The organism is Haemophilus sp. Marseille-P9675 (assembly GCF_916862695.1).
Classification (GTDB): Bacteria; Pseudomonadota; Gammaproteobacteria; order Enterobacterales; family Pasteurellaceae; genus Haemophilus; species Haemophilus haemolyticus_K.
Genome location: NZ_CAKASP010000002.1, coordinates 107,958 through 127,770 on the forward strand (window position 1 = coordinate 107,958; position 19,813 = coordinate 127,770).

Annotated in this window: 20 protein-coding genes and 1 riboswitch; of the genes, 11 read left to right on the forward strand and 9 right to left on the reverse strand. The window is 38.3% G+C overall.

Translation table 11 applies throughout. The features are described from left to right. Position 1: 1 nt before the first annotated feature. The 4 genes from LIX50_RS04125 (at position 2) to LIX50_RS04140 (ending at position 5,170) form a co-directional block, all read left to right on the forward strand. The gene (locus tag LIX50_RS04125; protein ID WP_048953824.1) at positions 2–1,306 is read left to right on the forward strand and encodes an isochorismate synthase; all 1,305 of its coding nucleotides are present in this window, start codon (positions 2–4) and stop codon (positions 1,304–1,306) included. After that, a complete protein-coding gene (menD, locus tag LIX50_RS04130) occupies positions 1,287–2,993 on the forward strand; it encodes a 2-succinyl-5-enolpyruvyl-6-hydroxy-3-cyclohexene-1-carboxylic-acid synthase (RefSeq protein ID WP_048953826.1) in 1,707 nt (568 codons plus the stop codon). Before LIX50_RS04125 ends, menD begins: the two co-directional genes overlap by 20 nt. Positions 2,994–3,054: 61 nt before the next feature. Next, positions 3,055–3,798 carry a 2-succinyl-6-hydroxy-2,4-cyclohexadiene-1-carboxylate synthase gene (gene menH, locus LIX50_RS04135; RefSeq protein WP_048953828.1) on the forward strand — a complete coding sequence of 248 codons (744 nt, stop codon included), beginning with the start codon at positions 3,055–3,057 and terminating at the stop codon, positions 3,796–3,798. 55 nt (positions 3,799–3,853) lie between these two features. Next, on the forward strand, positions 3,854–5,170 hold the full coding sequence (locus tag LIX50_RS04140; protein ID WP_046942200.1) for an MFS transporter: 1,317 nt from the start codon (positions 3,854–3,856) through the stop codon (positions 5,168–5,170). Between the two features lie 71 nt (positions 5,171–5,241). On the opposite strand, the gene hpf is transcribed toward LIX50_RS04140, so the two are convergent. The 7 genes from hpf to LIX50_RS04175 all read right to left on the reverse strand — a co-directional run bounded on the left by hpf (position 5,242) and on the right by LIX50_RS04175 (position 12,121). Continuing rightward, positions 5,242–5,565 (reverse strand): ribosome hibernation-promoting factor, HPF/YfiA family, encoded by a 324-nt coding sequence (gene hpf, locus LIX50_RS04145; protein ID WP_048953831.1) that lies wholly within the window; start codon positions 5,563–5,565, stop codon positions 5,242–5,244. A gap of 233 nt (positions 5,566–5,798) precedes the next feature. Then, entirely contained in the window at positions 5,799–7,169 is a 1,371-nt protein-coding gene (locus LIX50_RS04150) for an alanine/glycine:cation symporter family protein (protein WP_048953832.1), read from the reverse strand. Positions 7,170–7,280: 111 nt separating this feature from the next. Beyond that, a riboswitch (glycine riboswitch) is annotated at positions 7,281–7,391 on the reverse strand. 190 nt (positions 7,392–7,581) lie between these two features. Continuing rightward, positions 7,582–8,403, reverse strand: coding sequence for a metal ABC transporter permease (locus tag LIX50_RS04155; RefSeq protein WP_048953833.1), 822 nt, complete (start codon positions 8,401–8,403; stop codon positions 7,582–7,584). Continuing rightward, positions 8,396–9,244, reverse strand: a complete 849-nt coding sequence (locus LIX50_RS04160) for a metal ABC transporter permease (RefSeq protein WP_048953834.1) — start codon at positions 9,242–9,244, stop codon at positions 8,396–8,398. Before LIX50_RS04160 ends, LIX50_RS04155 begins: the two co-directional genes overlap by 8 nt. A gap of 3 nt (positions 9,245–9,247) precedes the next feature. Next, positions 9,248–10,168, reverse strand: a complete 921-nt coding sequence (locus LIX50_RS04165) for an ATP-binding cassette domain-containing protein (RefSeq protein ID WP_048953835.1) — start codon at positions 10,166–10,168, stop codon at positions 9,248–9,250. Beyond that, on the reverse strand, positions 10,168–11,049 hold the full coding sequence (locus tag LIX50_RS04170; RefSeq protein WP_005637458.1) for a metal ABC transporter substrate-binding protein: 882 nt from the start codon (positions 11,047–11,049) through the stop codon (positions 10,168–10,170). Before LIX50_RS04170 ends, LIX50_RS04165 begins: the two co-directional genes overlap by 1 nt. 193 nt (positions 11,050–11,242) lie before the next feature. Beyond that, the gene (locus LIX50_RS04175; protein ID WP_048953836.1) at positions 11,243–12,121 is read right to left on the reverse strand and encodes a D-alanyl-D-alanine carboxypeptidase family protein; all 879 of its coding nucleotides are present in this window, start codon (positions 12,119–12,121) and stop codon (positions 11,243–11,245) included. Positions 12,122–12,367: 246 nt separating this feature from the next. Here LIX50_RS04175 and LIX50_RS04180 point away from each other — a divergent pair, with 246 nt between their 5' ends. From LIX50_RS04180 to LIX50_RS04205, 6 genes are all read left to right on the forward strand, one after another. Then, positions 12,368–13,519, forward strand: coding sequence for a bifunctional tRNA (adenosine(37)-C2)-methyltransferase TrmG/ribosomal RNA large subunit methyltransferase RlmN (locus tag LIX50_RS04180; RefSeq protein ID WP_005630119.1), 1,152 nt, complete (start codon positions 12,368–12,370; stop codon positions 13,517–13,519). A 100-nt stretch (positions 13,520–13,619) separates the two neighbouring features. Beyond that, the gene (gene pilW, locus LIX50_RS04185; RefSeq protein ID WP_048953837.1) at positions 13,620–14,162 is read left to right on the forward strand and encodes a type IV pilus biogenesis/stability protein PilW; all 543 of its coding nucleotides are present in this window, start codon (positions 13,620–13,622) and stop codon (positions 14,160–14,162) included. A 70-nt stretch (positions 14,163–14,232) separates the two neighbouring features. After that, complete coding sequence (locus tag LIX50_RS04190; RefSeq protein ID WP_048953838.1) at positions 14,233–15,144, forward strand: helix-turn-helix domain-containing protein; 912 nt, start codon at positions 14,233–14,235, stop codon at positions 15,142–15,144. 11 nt (positions 15,145–15,155) lie between these two features. Further along, complete coding sequence (gene ispG, locus LIX50_RS04195) at positions 15,156–16,262, forward strand: flavodoxin-dependent (E)-4-hydroxy-3-methylbut-2-enyl-diphosphate synthase (protein ID WP_005630108.1); 1,107 nt, start codon at positions 15,156–15,158, stop codon at positions 16,260–16,262. A gap of 9 nt (positions 16,263–16,271) precedes the next feature. After that, positions 16,272–17,543, forward strand: coding sequence for a histidine--tRNA ligase (gene hisS / locus LIX50_RS04200; RefSeq protein ID WP_140523775.1), 1,272 nt, complete (start codon positions 16,272–16,274; stop codon positions 17,541–17,543). Positions 17,544–17,560: 17 nt separating this feature from the next. Then, positions 17,561–18,175, forward strand: coding sequence for a YfgM family protein (locus tag LIX50_RS04205; RefSeq protein WP_140523778.1), 615 nt, complete (start codon positions 17,561–17,563; stop codon positions 18,173–18,175). A 53-nt stretch (positions 18,176–18,228) separates the two neighbouring features. Here the strand turns inward: LIX50_RS04205 and LIX50_RS04210 are convergent, their stop codons facing one another. Together LIX50_RS04210 and LIX50_RS04215 are read right to left on the reverse strand one after the other, a co-directional pair. Next, the gene (locus LIX50_RS04210) at positions 18,229–18,990 is read right to left on the reverse strand and encodes a class I SAM-dependent methyltransferase (protein WP_140523781.1); all 762 of its coding nucleotides are present in this window, start codon (positions 18,988–18,990) and stop codon (positions 18,229–18,231) included. A 7-nt stretch (positions 18,991–18,997) separates the two neighbouring features. Continuing rightward, a complete protein-coding gene (locus LIX50_RS04215; RefSeq protein ID WP_048953844.1) occupies positions 18,998–19,414 on the reverse strand; it encodes an EamA family transporter in 417 nt (138 codons plus the stop codon). 86 nt (positions 19,415–19,500) lie between these two features. On the opposite strand from LIX50_RS04215, the gene LIX50_RS04220 reads away from it, so the two are divergent. Then, on the forward strand, positions 19,501–19,812 hold the full coding sequence (locus tag LIX50_RS04220; RefSeq protein ID WP_048953846.1) for an RnfH family protein: 312 nt from the start codon (positions 19,501–19,503) through the stop codon (positions 19,810–19,812). Position 19,813: the final 1 nt, after the last annotated feature.

Consider the following 19,813-nt stretch of genomic DNA (forward strand, 5'->3'; position numbering starts at 1 on the left):
AATGAGTTATTTAGCGCAGGCAATAGGCGAGTTAAAATCGCAAATTCACGCATATTTACAGCAATCAACGAATGAACTTGTTCGTTTTCAGGTGAAACTGGACAAGGTCGATTTATTGGCGTGGCTGAAAGGTCGATCTGCGTATCCTCAATTTTATTTATATTTTCGAGATGAAGCAAAAGCATTAGCTGCTATGGGTGAAGTGCGGTCATTTTCACAGTTAAATTTAGCTCAAGAATTTATCAAAGAAAGTGGTTTTCCATTAGTCGGTGGTTTGCAATTTCAAGGTGCTGCACAATTTGTATTACCCAAAATTCTTGTTGAACAGGGTGAGAAAGGTGCATTGGTATCATTTTTTGTGAAAGATGAGCAAAGTGCGAATGATACTTTAGCCCACCTCAAAACTTTTGAAAATCTCACCGCACTTTCTGCTTTGCCAAAACAGATTCCTTTGCATACAGAGCCTAGAGCTAACGAAAGAACTTGGTGTGATTGGGTAAATCAGGCTTTGGTAGAAATTAAAAGTGGGGAACTGACAAAAATTGTATTAGCCAATGAAACTACTTTTCATTTAAAGCAAGCGATTAATGCGTACGATTTTTTAGCTGAAAGCGAACAACAAAATCAAGGTTGTTATCATTTTTTGTGGGCTGAACATCCTCATTCAGTTTTTGTCGGTTCTACGCCAGAACGCCTATTTGCTCGTGAGTATAACTTGTTGCTAACCGAAGCTTTGGCGGGGACAGCATCGGTTTCTGAAAGTGAGGAAGAAACGCAATCTCAAGCTAATTGGTTATTAAATGACGAGAAAAATTTAAAAGAAAATTGGTTGGTCGTAGAAGATATTTCGCAGAATTTACGTAAGCAAGTAGAAAGTTTTGATGTAAGCAATGTGGAATTGAAACCGTTACGTAAAGTACAACATTTGATTCGTAAAATTCGTGCAAATTTGTCCGCACATTATGCAGATGTAAATATATTAAAAGCGATTCATCCTACAGCTGCGGTATCTGGTTTGCCACAGCAACAAGCCAAAATGAGTTTGTCAGAAATTGAAACCTTTGATCGAGGCTGGTATGCGGGAACATTGGGGGTGATGAGTGATGTATGTTCAGAGTTTTGTGTGGCGATTCGTTCTGCCTTTATTGAAGGTCATCGTATTCGAGTATTTGCTGGCGCTGGCATTGTGGCGGGCTCGCAGCCATTGGAAGAATGGAAAGAAATTGAACGTAAAGCGGCAGGGTTGATTTCCTTGTTTGCAGAAGAAAATGATAACGGAGAAAAAAATGTCGGTAAGCGTGTTTAATCGTTGTTGGTCGAAAGTGATTTTAGAAACCTTGGTACGCCAAGGCATTTCTCACGTTTGTATCGCGCCAGGTTCGCGTTCGACACCTTTAACTCTTGAAGCCGTACGTTTGCAAAATGCGGGTTCAGTCACTTGTCATACGCATTTTGATGAACGTGGTTTAGGTTTTTTTGCCTTGGGTATTGCTAAGGCAACTCAATCACCTGTTGCAATTATTGTTACATCAGGCACGGCGACTGCAAACCTTTATCCCGCAATTATTGAAGCACGCCAAACTGGTGTTAATCTATTTGTTTTAACTGCTGATCGTCCACCAGAACTTTGGGAGTGCGGTGCAAATCAGGCTATTTTGCAGCAAAATATGTTTGGTCAGTATCCAGTTGCAAATGTTAATTTACCTAAACCGAACGAGGATTATTCTGCGCAATGGTTGATTTCTCTACTTGAACAGGCTGCCTTTCAACAAAAACAACAGGGTGGCGTTGTTCATATTAATGTGCCATTTGCCGAGCCACTTTATGATGCAACTGATGAGGAAGTAGATTCTCACCCTTGGCTTCAGACGTTACAGCGCTGGTTAATTCAAACTAAGCCTTGGATGAATGTGGAAGCGCAACAGAACGAAGTATTAATACATGAGAACTGGGATCATTGGCGTACCAAACGTGGTGTCGTTGTGGTTGGTCAATTACCTGCAGAACAAGCAATGGGCATTAATTCTTGGGCAAGCGCTATGGGCTGGGTATTACTGACGGATATTCAATCCGGTGTTGTTCCAACGACGCCTTATGAAGATATTTGGCTAGCAAACCAAACTGTTCGTGAAAAACTTCTGCAAGCTGATATTGTTATTCAATTTGGTGCACGCTTTATTAGTAAACGAATTAATCAATTCTTACAGGCGTTTAAAGGTGAGTTTTGGTTGGTTGAACAAAGCGGTAAAGCATTGGATCCTTACCATCATTCATTGACAAGATTTAATGCTAAAGCACATCATTGGTTGCGTGCGCATCCTCCTTTACGCCAAAAGCCTTGGTTGCTTGAGCCGTTAGCTTTATCTAAGTTCTGTGCGACCTTTATTGAACAGCAAGTAGGCGGAAATTTAACGGAAGCCTCGCTTGCATTACGTTTACCAACACTTTTACCTTATAACGGTGTTTTATTTTTAGGTAATAGTTTACTTGTTCGTCTGGTTGATGCGCTAACTCAATTACCAGAAAGTTATCCTGTTTATACGAATCGTGGCGCGAGTGGAATTGATGGTTTGTTGGCTACTGCTGCGGGAATTGGTATTGGTTCAAATAAACCTGTTGTTGCGGTGATTGGCGATACGTCCACTTTATATGATTTGAATTCTTTCGCATTATTCAAAAACGTTACGCAACCAACGGTAATCTTTGTGATCAATAATAATGGCGGTGCTATTTTTGATATGTTACCTGTGGATGAAGAAGTCAAAGATCAGTTCTATCGATTACCGCATAATGGCGATTTTTCTCAAATCGCGGCAATGTTCGATCTTAAATACGCTCATCCTTATACTTGGGCAGATCTTAATTCTGTTGTTAAACAGGCTTATAGTCGTCGCAAGGCAACGTTAATTGAAATTAAAACGAATCCGAGTGATGGTAGCAGTTTGTATAAACGCTTAATCGAGCAAATTAGCCACGCAGTGATTGGTGCTTAAGTATTCTGTAGGCGGGCTTTAGTCCGCCATATTTTATTATTTTCTATCAATAATCCTTTCAATGATAAACATCATTTTTCTTCACGGACTTCTTGGTACAAAAAACGACTGGCAAAAAGTCATTGAAAATTTACCGCACTTTAATTGTATTGCACTAGATTTACCTTTTCACGGGCAAGCTAAAGATATTGAAGTCACAAATTTTGAAGAAACGGCGGAGTATTTGGCTCAGCAAATTAAAAGTGCGGTGAAAAATGAACCTTATTTTCTTGTTGGGTATTCTTTAGGCGGACGGATCACTTTGTATTATGCGCTGCAAGCTCAAGTGGAAAGATCTAATTTGCAAGGTGTTATTTTAGAAGGGGCGAATCTAGGTTTAAAAACAGACGAAGAAAAGCAGGCTCGTTTTCAGCAAGATTTTGCTTGGGCGCAACGTTTTATGCAAGAATCACCAGAAAATGTATTAAATGATTGGTATCAACAGCCCGTATTTTCTCATTTGACTGCAAAAGAACGACTGCAGTTAGTTGAAAAACGAAAATCAAATTGCAGTGAAAATATTGGCAAGATGCTGATGGCGACAAGTCTATCTAAACAACCTGATTTTAGTGAAAAAGTGCGGTTAAGTTCTTTGCCATTTTTTTATTTTTGTGGGGAACGAGATCATAAGTTCCAGGTTCTAGCCAAAGAAAATCAAATAGATTTAGTAACCATTCCTTCCGCTGGGCATAACTCACATTTAGAAAATTCAAAATATTTCTCTAAAAGAATCGAAAGTTGCGTATTAAAAATTGCTAGACCTTAGTTAAAATGCTAGGATTCGATCCTTTATCTTTATAAGAAACTACTAAGGAAACACAATGTCTACACAACTTCGTAATAATCCGATGAAAGTGGCGTTAGCCTCGATGGTCGGTACGGCAATCGAATTTTTTGATTATTATATCTATGCGGCTGCCGCTGTATTAGTTTTCAATACGCAATTCTTCCATAGCGATGATCCGCTTTCTAATGATTTACTTTCTCTTTCTACGCTTGCGCTTGCATTTTTTGCACGTCCTATTGGTTCTGCATTATTTGGTCATTTTGGCGATAAAATTGGTCGTAAAAAAACCTTGGTTGCCTCCCTTGTTTTAATGGGCGGTTCAACAGTGGTTATTGGTTTACTTCCTAACTATGCTCAAATCGGTATCTGGGCGCCAATTTTGCTTTGCGTATGCCGTGTTGGTCAAGGTATTGGACTCGGTGGTGAATGGGGCGGTGCAGCTTTAGTTGCAACAGAAAATGCGCCGGAAGGTAAACGTGCATGGTATGGTACTTTCCCTCAATTAGGTGCGCCAATCGGCTTATTTGTAGCGAATGCAACATTCTTCTTAGTTAGCTATTTCCTCGGGCAAGATGCTCTTGTGGAATGGGCATGGCGTATTCCGTTTGTATCTTCCGTTTTATTAGTCGCTGTCGGCTTATATGTTCGCTTGACCTTGCATGAAAGCCATGTATTTGTGGAAGCGGAGCAAAAAGGCAAAAAATTGAATGCACCAGTGAGTGTTGTTTTTACTAAACACTTAAAACCAATGATTATTGGCACATTTATTATGGTGGCAACTTATTCTTTGTTTTACATTATGACGGCTTTTGCTCAGGCATATTCTCGAACCGCACCAAAGATTTCTGAAGCAGGTTATGCGCTGGGCTTAGGCATCCCAGCAAATACTTTTACTGGCCTGTTATTAATTAGTGCCATTGTATTTGGTATTTTTATCAGTATTTCTGGTGTTTATGCCGATAAAATTGGTCGCCGTAAATGGTTGATTTGGGTGACTGTTGCTGTTGGTGTGCTCGGTTTAACAATGCCATTCTTCTTAGAAAATGGTACTCCAATGAGTGTATTTGCATTTTTAGTAATTGGTATGGCGATCATGGGGATGACATTTGGTCCAATGGCTGCGCTATTACCAGAATTATTCCCAACAGAAGTGCGTTATTCTGGTGCATCTCTTGCTTATAATTTAGCATCAATTATTGGTGCAACGATTGCAGCGATGATTTCTTTAAAAATTAATGCATCATTTGGTGTGATGGGCGTAGGTATTTATTTAGCAATCAATGCCCTCATGACGCTATTGGCATTATTAGCATCAAAAGAAACCAAAAATGTAGATTTAACACAAATCTAATCCTAGTAAGAAAAAAGAGCGGTAAAATTTCACCGCTCTTTTGCTTTTCTTTCTTTAGTTTATTTTCAATATTAACTTTCAAACGAATCTTTTAAGCGTTCATCTGCTCGGCGAGATTCACTTTTATGTTGAAGTTTATTAAGCTGGCGCTCTAATTTTTCTTCAACTTCATTAATTGCTTTATACATATCATCTGAGGTTACACTGGCCAATAAATTGCCCAGTGGCGTGCCAATAGATGCCTCTACAGTAAATCCATTCGGTACTTTGTTTAAAACAAAATGGGGGTTAATTAACTGTGTTTGCCATTTACCTAATTTCGCGAGTCTTTCCTCCACGTGTTCACGAATTGCAGGGGTGATTTCCATTTGTTTGCTGGTGATATTAAGTGTCATAGCATTTACCTCTTTGTTGCGTGATTTATAGTTTTCTTTAACTACAAAATAGCTTTCTTAATTCGGGTTTTCAAGGGTTTTAAGAGAAAATGTCAAAGTAATTTTTAAAAATATGATCTATGTCTAATTTCTGAAAAAAGCTGCTTTTCTTTCTAAGATAAGTTGTTAAGATGGGAAATTGTGATAAGAAAAAGGTGTGGATATTGACTGTATCTACACCTTTTTTCATTTGATTATTCTACGATTTCATCTTGATCGTGATGATTTATTTTCAATCGTTGGAAATAATCTTTTGTTTCTTCAATCACAACTTTTCGCAATCCAATGAGTGCGATGAGATTTGGAAAGGCCATTAAACCATTTACGATATCGGCGATAATCCATATTAAATTTAAGTGTAAGAATGACCCTAACCCTACCAACACAATATAAGCTAAACGATATAGTTTTACGCCACGAATACCAACGAGATAAACAAAACAACGTTCACCATAGTAACACCAGCCTAAAATAGTTGTGAATGCAAAAAATAATAAACCGACAGTTACAATTGTTGCGCCAATTGATGTCCCTAAACCTTGTGCAAAGGCGTAGTTTGTTACTGTTGCACCCGCTAACTCAGGGTTATTCCAAGCGCCTGTTAACACTAATACAATACCTGTCATTGTACAAACGATGATGGTATCCAAGAATGTACCTGTCATGGAAATTAAGCCTTGGCGAACAGGTTCACGAGTTTGTGCCGCTGCGGCTGCAATTGGTGCGCTTCCTAAACCTGATTCATTGGAGAAAATGCCTCGAGCAACGCCTGATTGAATAGCCTTCATTACGGTAAAGCCAACAGCCCCGCCTAGCGCAGCTTGCGGTTCAAAAGCGCTATAAATAATTAATGAGATCGCATCTGGTACTTTTTCTATATTTAAGAGGATAATAACCAGTGAAGTAGTGACGTATAAAATCGCCATAAACGGTACAATTACCGATGATGCGGTTGCGATACGTTTTACACCACCAAGAATGATTAAGCCGACTAAAAGAGTCACAATAATTGCAGTAACTAAAACCGGAACATTAAAAGTATCTTGCATTGCATAGGTAATCGCATTGACCTGTGGGAATGTACCGATTCCGAAAAAGGCAACCATTACACCAAATAATGCAAATAATTTTGCTAGCCACTTGATACCTAGACCGCTTTCAATGTAATACATTGGACCGCCAGCCATAAAGCCATTTTTATCGCGAACACGATATTTAACTGCGAGTAAACATTCGGCATATTTTGTTGCCATTCCTAACAAGGCGACTAGCCACATCCAAAAAATGGCACCAGGTCCACCAGCTTGTACAGCAGTTGCAACGCCCACAATATTCCCTGTTCCGATCGTTGCTGCTAATGCGGTACAAAGTGCGGCAAAAGATGACACATCACCTTTTCCACCTTTATCTTTTTTAAATAAATAACCTAGCGCACGTGGTAAATAGCGAATTTGAATAAAGCCTAAACGTAGCGTTAAATAAAGCCCTGTTCCCGATAAGAGTATGAGTAGCGGTGCGCCCCAAATAAAGCTATCAATAGCTGAAAGAATTGACTCAATTGTCATGTGATTCCTCGTCGTTTAAATCAAAAATAAACACGACAAGAAGACGAAAAGATACAATGGAAAAGAAAGTGCGGTGAAAAGATAGATAATTTCCACACTTACGATAGATTGTCTTTTGCCCCTGTCCTTTTGCCTGAGCGTTTGAAAAACGATTGAAAAATTAACCGCTCTTTTGCGCCTTCGGCGTCCATTTCTAAAATGGATCTCTCCAAGGGTTCGTCCAGTAACAGTCCCTGCCATCGCACCTGAAAGATTTTACATCGTCGGTGTGGGGTCAATTCCCCGCTCTCCAGCTACCTTCATCCGAACTCACTTTTCATCCCTATATAAGAGATAAAAAGTGTATGAATTCTAACAAAATAAGAAATAAATTTCAAAAATCATTTTGAATAATAAGTTAAGTAATAAAAACTTAGTACGTTTTTTGCTTTATGCGACTCAAAAATAATGCTCCTATGAAAAATATCGCTTGTAATAAAATAATACAAGCACCAGTTGACGCATCAAAATGATAGCTCAATATTACACCAATTAGGCTTGATGTAATGGAACTGACAATAGCAATCCATAACATTTTATCAAAAGATTTTGTGAGCGTAAGTGCGGTAATTCCTGGTGCAATTAACATTGCCACCACCAAAATAACACCTACCACTTGCATCGTGCTTACAATGGTTAAAGCAAGCAACATTAATAAGCCATAATGTAAAATTTTAGGAGAAAGCCCTGCAACACGGGCGTGACTTGGGTCAAAACAATAAAGCAAAAAGTCTTTACGTTTAAAGACAATCATACAAAAAATTACCGCAGAAATAACCGCACTTTGAATAAGCTCTTGATGACTTACGCCCAATACATTACCAAACAAAATATGCGTTAAATGCTGTTCTGTTTGAATTTTGGTGAACATAACAAGACCAATGGCAAACATTCCAGAAAATACAATGCCCATTGCTGTATCTTCTTTTATACGACTATTTTCTTTCAAATATCCCACGCCAAGCGAGCAAAAAATGCCTGAGAAAAATGCCCCAATAGCTAAAGGGATTCCCGCTAAATAAGCAAGCACAATACCGGGTAATACAGCGTGAGAAATGGCATCACCCATCAATGACCAGCCTTTCAAGACTAAATAACAAGAAAGTAATGCACAGATAATCGAAACAATCAATGCGGTCAATAAGGCATTTTGCATAAACTCAAATTGTAGCGGTTCTAAAATCCAATCAAACATTTTCTACCGCCTTTTTATTACGAGTTAATAAGCCATATTTTGGTGAAAATAAGAAAGCGGCCAAGAATAATAATGTTTGCAATGTGACAATCACACCGCCTGTGGCACCATCTAAATAATAGCTAATATAGACCCCAACAAAACTTGTCACCGCCCCTAAAATAATAGCGATGATTGACAAGGTTTTGAATTTATCTGTCAGTAAATATGCTGTCGCACCCGGGGTAATGACCATCGCAATCACTAAAATTGCGCCTACAGTTTGCAAGGCAGCCACCACACAAGCACTTAATAGAGTAAAAAACAAAACTTTATAAAATAATGGCGAAAGCCCTACCGTTCTTGCTTGTGTTTCATCGAAAAAAATCAACAGTAAATCTTTCCAAAATAATAAAAGTAATACTAAACAAACACCGATGATAATTGCCACTTGGTAAATATCTTCGTCGGCAATACCTAAAATATTGCCTAAAATGATACTTTGCACATTTACTGCAGTTGGATTTAAAGAAATGATCAATAGACCTAATGCAAAGAAAGTACTGAAAATAAACCCGATAACGGCATCTTCTTTCAGTTTAGAAATGGATTTAATCCAAAGAATGGAAAGTGCGGCTAAAATTCCGGCAAAAAATGCACCAAGGGCATAAGGCAAAGAAAAGGCATAAGCTATCGCGACACCAGGCACAACCGAATGAGAAAGTGCATCGCCAATCAAAGACCAGCCTTTAAGCATTAAATATGAAGACAAAAAAGCACAAATCCCACCAACTGCCGTACTCAAGATCATCGCCTTGAGCATATAATCATAGGAGAAAGGTTCTAATAATAATGCTAACATGCCTTACTCCTTCTCTTTTTTGACCGCACTTTTGCAAGGACAGTCTTCAAAATGGCAATCCTGAGTTGTTGGCGCTGGAGGATCTTGCTTAGTTTCGCCATAGAATACAACGGCTTTTTCATCATCCGTTAAGACGGTAACGGCACGTTTATCTTCATCGTTATGTAAATCCTCACCCAACAATTTAATATGGCGTAATACCCCACCAAACACAATTTCCAAATTATGTTGGTTAAAGGTATCTTCCGTTTTCCCTGCGGCAATCACCGTACGATTAATCATCACCACTTGATCACAGAAATCAGGAACAGACCCTAAGTTATGAGTTGAGACAAGAATAAGATGACCTTCTTCTCGAAGCTGTTGAAGAAGATCAACAATGGCATTTTCAGTTTTCACATCAACGCCAGTGAAAGGTTCATCCAATAAAATAATTGGACTTTGTTGTGCTAAAGCGCGGGCTAAAAACACGCGTTTTTTCTGCCCGCCAGATAACTCACCAATTTGACGATGCGCGAGATGTTCAATGTTCACTCGCTGCATCGCCTCTTGAACTTTTTGTTTATCAATCGCTTTGGGGATACGAAGGAAATTCATATACCCATAACGCCCCATCATCACGACATCATACACTGACACCGGAAATTGCCAGTCTACTTCTTCAGATTGTGGAACATAAGCAACTAAATTACGTTTCAGTGCTTGGGAAATTGGCAGATCACAAAGTTTGATTTCACCTTGTTGTGGCTTCACAAGCCCCATTATGCTTTTAAATAACGTAGATTTACCACTGCCATTCACACCCACTAATGCACAAATAGTTCCACTGTTTAATGAGAACGTCATATTGTGAATAGCTGTGTGGCCATTGTTGTAACGAACAGTTACATCATTAACCCAAATTGATGTCGAGAAAGAGTCCATTATTTTCCGAATCCTTTAACAATGGTTGATACAGTGACGTTAAGCAAATCAATATAAGTTGGCACAGGGCCTTTTTTCGCAGAAAGTGAATCAACGTACAACACACCACCGTATTTTGCGCCACTTTCTTTCGCTACTTGTTGTGCTGGTTTTGCTGAAATTGTACTTTCACTAAACACAACAGGAATATTGTTTTTACGAACTAAATCAATCACTTTACGCACTTGTTGTGGTGTGCCTTGTTGTTCAGCATTAATTGGCCATAAGTAGCCTTCTTTTAAGTTGTAATCTTTCGCCAAATAACTGAAAGCACCTTCACTTGTCACAAGCCAGCGTTGCGCTTCTGGAATCTGTGCCAATTTTGCACGAAGTGGTTCATCAAGTTGTTTGATTTTTTGAGCGTAGTCAGCGGCATTTTTTTCATACACTGCTGCATTTTGTGGATCGTATTTCACCAATGCATTTTTAATATTTTCAATATAAATTAATGCATTAGATGGCGACATCCAAGCGTGTGGATTAGGCGCATCTTTATACGGGCCTTCATAAATAGACAATGGTTGAATACCTTCTGTCACCACCACAGCTGGTTTATCTTTAATATTTTGGAAGAAACGCTCAAACCAACGTTCCAAATTTAAACCATTCCATAAAATTAAATCAGCAGATTGTGCTTTCACAATGTCTTTTGGAGTAGGTTCATATTCATGAATTTCAGCACCTGGTTTGGTGATAGATTCTACTGTAGCTGCATTGCCTGCCACATTTTGTGCAATATCTTGAATCACGGTGAAGGTGGTGACGACTTTGAATTTTGCATTAGCCTGCATTGCAAACAAACCAAGTGCAAGTGCGGTCATAATTTTTAATGAATTTCGCATAAGATGTCCTTATAAAAAAAGTATAGAGGTTGGATGCCTGAATAATCGCTCAACAATTATTCATCAAATATCATACTATCACCTTTTAACTTAATCTCAAATAAAAATGATTATCAAGTTAAAGTTTTTTCTTATAACTTATGAAGAGCATAACAAAAATAATGATAGGTTTTCTCTATGGTTATAACACTTATTATCCTGAAATTCTTTTAATTAAATTATTTAATCCTTCTTCATCATAGCCCTCTTCATATTGTGCCTCGCCTTCAACATCATGAATGGTTCGTCCATTCAATGCCGTACAACCATATTTCTCTAATTTGCTTTTAGTAAAGCTAGAACGATATGCCGAAGAAGAATTATTGAGACTAATTACACCGATGGTGGAACTTTTACATGGGTGTTTATTAATGAAAACAAGGTTATAACCAGATTCTCGAATGTAGCCTGTCTTATTTACTACAGCATCAAAAATTTCATCACGCACTAATTTATTTGTATTTTTCATTAATATGCTATGTCTTCCAGCTTGAATATTTGTAGCACTGATATTGGATAATTGTCGAATTTCAGGTTTATTTAAAGAATGTTTAGCAAGTTTAACTAAATCCATAGGACTGGAAATATTGCTACTCGATAAACCAGAACTATCATGAAAACGAGTAGAATACATGCCTAATTGGCGAGCTTTTTCATTCATTTTATGAATAAATTGTATTCTGCTCATTCCTGCAGCACGAGAAAGCGCATGAGCGGCATAGTTATCAGAATGCACAAGCATCGCCTTTAATAATTCTCTGCAAGCCATCGGAACATTCATCGGTAATTTTGTGCTTGTACCTTTAATGTAATCACGATCGTCACTGGTTATCGCAATAGTGCAATTAGGATTTGTATTATTCTCTAGAAAAACGTTCGCTGTCATTAATTTCGTTACAGAAGCAATAGGCTGAACACTATCAGGCGCATGGCTTTCCAACATTCGATTATGCGTAAAATCATACACAACGTAAGACTGTGCCACCGCAAAAGAAGGACACAAAGATAAAAGAAATAAAGCTTTTTTAAACATTATTGGTCACCTTAGAAAATAGGCTCACATTTTACCGCACTTTTTACGCTGTAATTGGAAATATTTTCGATCTAGATCGCAAAAAAGTGCGGTGAGATTTTCCATCATTTTTGAATTCCGCTAGATTATGCGGTGACAAATCTGTACAATCGCCGTTCATTTTTTAATTGCGAATTTTTCGTTGTGAGTTTTTGATAAAAACACCAGCACAACGCTATCGCCACAATGTGTAATAACGAGGCTAAAATGTCAGAATTATTGTCTGTGCAATCAGATGCACCAGCTAAAAAAATTAATCTAATGGATTTAACGCGCCAACAAATGCGCGAATTTTTTAAAGAACTCGGCGAAAAACCATTCCGAGCAGATCAATTAGTTAAATGGATTTATCATTTTGGCGAAGATAACTTCGACAATATGACAAACATTAATAAGAAATTACGAGAAAAGCTCAAGGCAGTTGCAGAAATTAAAGCCCCAGAAGTTGCCGTTGAACAGCGTTCAGCCGATGGCACGATAAAATGGGCAATGCAAGTGGGTGAACAACAAGTTGAAACTGTGTATATTCCCGAAGCAGATCGCGCTACGCTTTGTGTATCTTCCCAAGTTGGCTGCGCCTTGGCTTGTACATTCTGTTCAACAGCACAACAAGGATTTAATCGCAATTTAACGGTTTCAGAAATTATCGGCCAAGTTTGGAGAGCCTCTAAAATTATTGGCAACTTTGGGGTGACTGGCATTAGACCAATTACAAATGTGGTAATGATGGGAATGGGCGAACCCTTGTTAAATGTCGCTAACGTTGTTCCCGCAATGGAAATTATGTTAGATGATTTTGCCTACGGTTTATCAAAACGTCGTGTCACTTTATCAACTTCTGGCGTCGTACCTGCACTAGATAACTTGAGCAAAATGATCGATGTGGCTTTGGCTATTTCATTACATGCCCCAAACGATGAATTGCGTGATGAAATTGTGCCAATCAACAAAAAATATAATATCAAAATGTTGATTGACTCAGTAAATCGTTATTTAAGCGTATCAAATGCAAACCATGGTAAAGTTACGATTGAATATGTCATGCTCGATCATGTGAATGATGGTGTAGAACATGCACATCAACTTGCAGAAGTATTAAAAAATACACCTTGTAAAATTAATTTAATTCCATGGAATCCGTTCCCTGAAGCGCCTTATGCAAAAAGCTCGAATACGCGTATTGACCGCTTCCAAAAAACCTTGATGGAATATGGCTTTACCGTGATTATCCGTAAAACTAGAGGAGATGACATTGATGCAGCTTGCGGACAGCTAGCTGGAGATGTTATCGATCGTACTAAACGTACGGCAATGAAACGCCAATTTGGACAAAATATTGGGGTAACAGAAGTTAATTAATATTTTAGGCATGTGAATGAATCAAGTTCACATGCCCTATGTTTTCATACGAATTAAAACATATTAACTATTTCTTCCTCCCCTGTTAAAAGGAGAAAAAATGCAAACAATAAGTAAACAACTAAGTGCGGTTATTTTCCCTTTCATTTTTTCTGCTTGCGTTTCCCAATCAACCATTCAAGATTTCAATCAACAATCAGCAGCGAAAGCTCGCGTAGAACTTGCACTTGGTTACCTTCAACAAAATAATCCTCAACTCGCTAAAATCAACTTAGATAAAGCACTTCAACACGATAAAAATTACTATCTCGTGCATTCAGCGCTTGCGCATTATTATCAACAACAAGGTGAAATTGAGAACGCACATCGTGAATATGAAACAGCTTTAAAACTCAATAATCAACAGGGGGACTTACATAATAATTTTGGGACATTTTTATGTCGTCAAAAACAATTTGAACAAGCTCAGCAGCAATTTCAACTCGCACTGAATTCACCTAATTATTATCATCAAGCAGATACATTTGAAAATATGGCCCTTTGTGCTTATTCCGCTAAAAAAATGGATATTTATCAACAAGCATTACAAAAATTGCGACAAACAGATAGTAAACGAGCGGAAAAATTTAATACCTTTAAATAAAGCATTGCCAAATCAAGCGTTGGACTTTAGAATTTAGCCTTTATTTATCGCATATTATTTAATTGAATTTATGAATCCAACAACTGAGCAAGAACTTTCACCAGGTGAGATTTTTCGCCAAGCACGTGAAAACTTGAATCTTTCTCTCGAAGACGTCGCCAAAGAAATTTCGCTGCGTCCCTCCATATTACAGCAGCTTGAAAATAACGAATTTATTCAAAAAGCTACCCCTGCAATCTTTGTAAAAGGCTACGTGCGTAGCTATGCCAAGTTCTTACGCTTACCGGATTCTGTATGGGAAAATATTACATTTGCAGAGAACGGTAAAAACGATCTGAGTAAAAATGCTCGTTCAACTCGTGAAGTAAATCAATATTCATCACACTCTCGTTGGGTCGGACGTTTATCTATCATTGTACTTATTTTAGTCCTTGGCATGACTGGACTTTGGTGGTGGCAAAGTTACCAACAAAATAACCAAGAACGTGATGACTTAGTACAAAGCTATGTTGCTTCTACCGAAAACAATCAGCCAACCACAGCTCTTGTGACAACAGAAGAGAGTAATAAAACTGCACCAGAAACAACAGCAGCAGTCTCACAACCAGTAGAAATAACAAATAATGTGTTACCAGAAATAGCACAAGAAAATGCCGTTCCACAAACAAAAAACGATGAAAAATCAGTTTCTGACACTCAAAGTGCGGTAGAAAATCCATCAATTTCTCCAGCAGCCCCGACTGTGAAAGGAGACTTGATTGTAGAAATCTTAAATAATACGAGCTGGCTCAGCGTAAAAGATAAGAATCGCCGAGTATTAGCACAAAAAGAGTACAAAAAAGGTGAAGTATTAACTTTTAATGGAGATGAGTTTTCATTAATAGTTGGCGCACCAAGTAATGTACGTATCACCTATAAAGGCGAAAATTATCCATTAAAAGTGGATGGTCGCATTGCAAAATTCAAACTTTCACAACCTTAATAAGGAAAAAGATGTCAGCTTTTCAACCAAGCATTAAGCGTCGTGAATCGACAAAAATTTATGTAGGAAATGTCCCCGTTGGTGGTGATGCACCAATTGCCGTGCAATCAATGACAAATACTCGCACCACTGATGTGGAGGCGACTGTTGCTCAAATTAAATCATTAGAACGTGTTGGTGCAGATATCGTTCGTGTATCTGTTCCAACAATGGACGCTGCAGAAGCATTTAAACAAATTAAACAACAAGTGAATGTCCCGCTCGTGGCAGATATTCATTTCGACTATCGTATCGCGCTAAAAGTCGCAGAATATGGAGTGGATTGTTTACGTATCAATCCAGGCAATATTGGTCGTGAAGATCGCATCCGTGCCGTTGTTGATTGTGCTCGTGACAAAAATATTCCGATTCGTATCGGCGTAAACGCAGGCTCTTTAGAAAAAGATCTGCAAGAAAAATACGGCGAGCCAACACCAGAAGCATTATTAGAATCAGCATTGCGTCATGTAGAAATTCTAGACCGTCTTAACTTCGATCAATTTAAGGTGAGTGTAAAAGCCTCTGATGTGTTCTTAGCGGTAGAAGCTTATCGTTTACTTGCCAAATCTATCAAGCAACCATTACATTTAGGTATTACTGAGGCGGGTGGTGCACGTGCAGGTGCGGTTAAATCTGCAATAGGTTTAGGTATGTTACTTGCCGAAGGTATTGGTGACACATTACGTGTATCATTGGCCGCGGATCCCGTAGAGGAAATTAAAGTAGGTTTTGATATTCTCAAATCTTTACGAATTCGCTCTCGTGGCATTAATTTTATTGCGTGCCCGACCTGCTCTCGCCAAGAGTTTGATGTAATCGGTACAGTAAATGCGTTAGAACAACGCCTTGAAGATATTATTACACCAATGGATGTATCAATTATCGGTTGCGTAGTGAATGGTCCTGGAGAAGCGCTCGTATCTGATCTCGGGGTAACTGGTGGTAACAAAAAAAGCGGTTATTATCTTAATGGCGAACGACAAAAAGAACGCTTCGATAACGAAGATATTGTTAACCAATTAGAAGCAAAAATTCGTGCGAAAGTCGCACAACAAGATCCAAAAAACAGAATTATTTAAGGAAAGCTCGTGGCTAAAACTATTCAAGCAATCCGAGGAATGAACGATTGCTCCCCTACTGAATCTCCATTATGGCAATGGATTGAAGCGCAAGTACGCCAGGTATTAAACAATTATGGTTATTCCGAAGTGCGTATGCCAGTTGTAGAAAGCACACCATTATTTGCGCGTGCAATCGGTGAAGTAACCGATGTTGTTTCAAAAGAAATGTACACATTTTGGGATAACGACGAACAATTAACCTTACGCCCTGAAGGCACTGCAGGTTGCGTGCGTGCCGCCATTGAACATGGTTGGATCTATAACAATGAACAACGTTTATGGTATATAGGGCCAATGTTCCGTCATGAACGTCCACAAAAAGGTCGTTACCGTCAATTCCATCAAGCAGGTGTTGAGGTATTCGGTATTGCGAATCCAGAAATCGATGCCGAATTAATCATGCTTACCTACCGTTTATGGAAAGCATTAGGTATCGATCAACATGTGACACTTCAACTTAACTCAATTGGTTCTTTAGAAGCTCGAGCAAATTATCGTTCAGCTTTGGTTGGATTCTTAGAAAATCATCAAGATTTAATGAGCGATGAAGAAAAAGACCGTTTAGTAAAAAATCCGCTTCGTATTTTGGACACCAAAAATCCAGAATTACAAAAAGTATTAGATAACGCGCCAAAATTACTTGATTATCTAGATAATGAAAGCCGTGAGCATTTTGAACAATTATGTTCATTATTAGATGCAGTGGGTATTCAATATGAAATTAATCCTAAACTCGTTCGTGGCTTAGATTATTACAACAAAACTGTATTTGAATGGGTAACCTCCGCTCTTGGCGCACAAGGTACCGTGTGTGGCGGCGGTCGTTATGACGGTTTAGTGGAACAACTTGGCGGACACGCAACGCCAAGCATCGGATTTGCGATGGGGTTAGAACGTTTAGTCTTGTTGGTACAAGAAGTTAATCCAAATGTTCCTGTGAAAAGTGCGGTGGATATTTATGTTGTTTATCAAGGCGAAGGCGCAACATTAGCCGCTTTTGAATTAGCGGAAAAAGTACGCTCAGAATTACCGCACTTAAATACCATGTTGCACTGCTCTGGCGGTAATTTCAAAAAACAATTTAAACGTGCAGATAAATCTGGTGCAACATTGGCATTAGTTATCGGCGAAAGCGAAGTTCAAAATAAACAAGTCGTTGTTAAACACTTGCAAGGTGGCGCAGATCAGCAAACCTTAGATTTAGTGAATGTAATCGACTATATTCAAACTCAATTTTAATTTAAAAGGGGAAAAACATGGCTTATTCCATTGAAGAAGAACAAGAGATTAACCAGTTGAAAGACTGGTGGAAAGAGAATGGCAAAACAATTATTGTCGCTTTTATCTTAGGTGTGGGGGGGATGTTTGGATGGCGTTATTGGCAAGCGCACCAAGCAGAGCAAATCGCTCAAGCTTCTGCACAGTATGATGCGTTAATCTATTCTGCACAACAAGATGAACAAGCTAAAAAAGCAAATATAGAACAATTTGTGCAAGCTAACAGCAAAACTGCATACGCTGTTTTTGCTTTGTTAGATGAAGCGAAAAAAGCGGCTGAGAAACAAGATTTTGCAGCTGCAGAAGTAAACTTAAATCAAGCATTAACTCAATCTCAAGATGAAGTATTAACATCTATTGTTGCATTACGTCTCAGTGCGGTACAATTTCAATTGGGTCAATTAGACAATGCTTTAACTACCTTAAACCAAGTGAAAGGTGAAAGTTTTGATGCTCGTAAAGCGCTCTTAACTGGCGATATTCAAGTCGCCAAAGGAGATAAAGTTGCGGCTAAAAACAGCTTTGAGCAAGCACAACAAAGTGGTAGCCAATTAGAACAACAAATGGCAAAAATGAAATTAAACAACCTTTAAAAAATAATACCCGCATCAAAGTGCGGGTATTTCTTATCTTTTTAGCCATAAAATCACACAACCTTCCTAGCAAGTATAAAAAGCAAAACGGGGCGATGCTGTAAATCTTTAAATTCATGATGCCATTGAACCTGATCTGCTAACATTGGTTCTTCCACTCGCTCAATTTGAAAACCTACTTTAATCAAATTATTAATAATCGTTGCAGTCGTACGATGATAAGTCTTAAAAGCCTGCTTAAACCAACTCCGTTCTCTTTCTCCTTCATCTCGATAATGATTCAAACGGTAAGCAATTTGCTGTTTATTCTCATTTTTTTCCCAACGGTCCCCCGTCTTATGGCAGGTCGTGATAGGATGTTCTTGAGAAAAAACAAGTACACCATTTGCTTTCAACTTATTAAAAATTGCAGACAACAATTGAGGAAATTCTTTTACATAATGAAAAGCAAAAGAACTCGTAATTACATCAAAATTATCTTCTGGTAATTCAATAAGCTTTTCCATAGGTAATTGATAAAGAGAAAAACAGTCTTTAAATTCAGCGCACTTTTCTAAATCAATTTTAGCTTGCTTTAACATATTTGTAGATAGATCGATTCCAACTACGTGTCTGGCGCCTCTTGATAAATAAAGTGCTAAATGTTCACCAGCCCCACACCCAAGATCAAGTAATTTTTTTCCTTGTAAGTCTGGCAAAAGTGAAAGCATTGTCGGTTTCTCAACAACTTCATTTAAACTAAGAGGATTAGAACGAAGCTTTTGGTAAAGCTCAAAGAAATTTTCTTTATCGTAAACACTGATTTGATTTATCATATTTTTACTATAGCGCCAAAACAAGTACGCCTGATAAAATTAAAATACTACCGATAATTAATTTTAGGCTGAGTGGCTCCCCTAAAATGACAACCCCCAGAATAATTGCAATAACTACACTTAATTTATCAATTGGTGCAACCCAAGAGGCAGGAGCAAGTTGGAGCGCGCGATAATAACAAAGCCAAGACAACCCAGTTGCAATACCTGATAAAATCAGAAAACTAAACGGTTTTACTGCAATATGCTGTGGCAATTGCCACTCGTTACGAGCAGATAGAATGCCTGCCGTCACAAATAAAATGACAAGAGTTCGAATAAAGGTGGCAAGATTACTATTCATCCCTTCTACGCCAAGCTTGCCTAAGATCGCCGTGAGCCCTGCAAAAAATGCAGAACCTATCGCAAAAAATACCCAATTCATACTCTTTCCTTATTTACCCACAGCCCCTAAAATTCGCTATACTTTTCCGCTATAATAACGGAAATTTTTTTTATGAAGAAGTAAAAATGAATCAGATTAACATTGAAATCGCTTATGCTTTGCCAGAACGTTATTATTTGAAATCTTTTCAAGTTGATGAAGGAATCACCGTGCAAACGGCGATTACACAATCAGGGATTTTAAGCCAATTTCCTGATATTGATTTGAGCACAAATAAAATTGGGATTTTCAGTCGTCCAATTAAATTGACTGATGTATTAAAAAAGGGCGATCGTATTGAAATTTACCGTCCATTACTTGCTGATCCGAAAGAAATTCGCCGTAAACGTGCAGCAGAGCAAGCTGCAGCAGCCAAAGACAAAGAAAAAGGAGCTTAAA